The sequence below is a fragment of the Streptomyces sp. NPDC002130 genome (assembly GCF_040296465.1).
Lineage (GTDB): Bacteria > Actinomycetota > Actinomycetes > Streptomycetales > Streptomycetaceae > Streptomyces.
This window is the reverse complement of sequence record NZ_JBEOXI010000984.1, coordinates 1-1,251: the sequence shown is the minus strand read 5'-3', so window position 1 is coordinate 1,251 and position 1,251 is coordinate 1. Positions and strand designations below refer to the sequence as shown.

Sequence of the window (1,251 nt, the reverse complement as noted above, 5' to 3'; positions counted from 1 at the left end):
GCCCTTGTGACGCGAAACGACCTCGGGGTCCTCCCCCAGCTCACGTGCGTAATGACCCGTTATCCGCGCCCACCACGTAGCCACGCCGAGACAATCTCACTCAGATGGCCAACTGGCCACCGAGTGGCCATCTCGCGTGAGATTTGGCTAAGGTTCTCGAGACCCTACAATGCTCCGCTGCGCTCCGCTCTGTAGAAGCGAAAAGATCCTTTTTCCTTTCTGTCCTTCCGATCCTGATCGACGGCGGTCCCGGCGCAACCCCTGGCGGCTTCGCCGGCCTCCGGCTCCGAAAACTTTTTCAAAGACGCTTCGCTGAAAAACTTTGCGGCCCAAGCATTGCGCCGTGCCCTCATACCGCCGATCCGGAGCTCCATGTCAGAACGGAAAAAAATTGTCAGGGGCCACCGAGAGGGTCCGGACACCAACGAAAGGTCAAGTCAGTGAACGGTTACGACTTCGAACAAGGCAAAGACCACGACGCCGCGACCATCCATTACGCCGGACTGACTTGCGGGTGCGGTGACTACTCCTGCCCTCGCATGCACGACGACGCCGCGCAGTGCGTCAACGCCGAGTAACGACAACCACCCACCAACCTCGAGCAAAGGAAAAACGATGAGCAACGAGACGAACTGCGATTGCGGCCAAACCTCCTGCCCTGCAATGGCAGACGGCACGCAGATGTGCAGCTACCCGGACCCCGGCGACTACGCCTGCACCGCGCAAAGAGCTGGCGACGAGGACTGCATCTGCGGTTGAGCGACCCGCCACCCACCACCCACCACAAAGGAGCCCCACATGAGCACCGAAACCGACACCCTCGCACCCGCGCTTGTCGCCGTTGTCGAGGCGACCGCAGCGCTCGATGCAGCGATGTTCGACCGCCGCCGCGAAGGGTTCATCGACGTCACCGCCCTGGTCGACGCCTTCGCAGCCGCCCGCGCCGCAGCACGCGATGCCGGACACACCGAGGAGGACATCGACGCCGCCGCCACCCCCACCAACTAACCACCCACCCATCCGTCACACGCAAGGACGCGCAGCATGACCGACCACAACCGCCCGACCGAAGGAGAAAACGATGTACGGCTACGACCTGCACAACATCTGCGAGAAAGCAGATGCCTGGGCGAAGTTGTTCGAGACAGCCGAGTATCTCGACAGCGTCGTCGAGCACAACTGCTGTTCGGAAATCGACGTGTTCGTGGAGTTGCTCATCGCACTCGATTACCACGGCCACGCCTCCGCCCT

2 protein-coding genes are annotated in these 1,251 nt (G+C 61.9%); both read left to right on the top strand.

Features of this window, described 5'->3' with window-relative positions; all coding sequences use genetic code 11:
* Positions 1-615: 615 nt before the first annotated feature.
* The gene (locus tag ABT116_RS47645) at positions 616-759 is read left to right on the top strand and encodes a hypothetical protein (RefSeq protein WP_290289351.1); all 144 of its coding nucleotides are present in this window, start codon (positions 616-618) and stop codon (positions 757-759) included.
* A 39-nt stretch (positions 760-798) separates the two neighbouring features.
* Positions 799-1,008 (top strand): hypothetical protein, encoded by a 210-nt coding sequence (locus tag ABT116_RS47640; RefSeq protein WP_003945392.1) that lies wholly within the window; start codon positions 799-801, stop codon positions 1,006-1,008.
* Positions 1,009-1,251: the final 243 nt, after the last annotated feature.

What these genes read in the sequence shown, in the direction of transcription:
- ABT116_RS47645 (WP_290289351.1), top strand. Translation starts at nt 616, where the DNA reads ATGAGCAACGAGACGAACTGCGATTGCGGCCAAACCTCCTGCCCTGCA.
- ABT116_RS47640 (WP_003945392.1), top strand. Translation starts at nt 799, where the DNA reads ATGAGCACCGAAACCGACACCCTCGCACCCGCGCTTGTCGCCGTTGTC.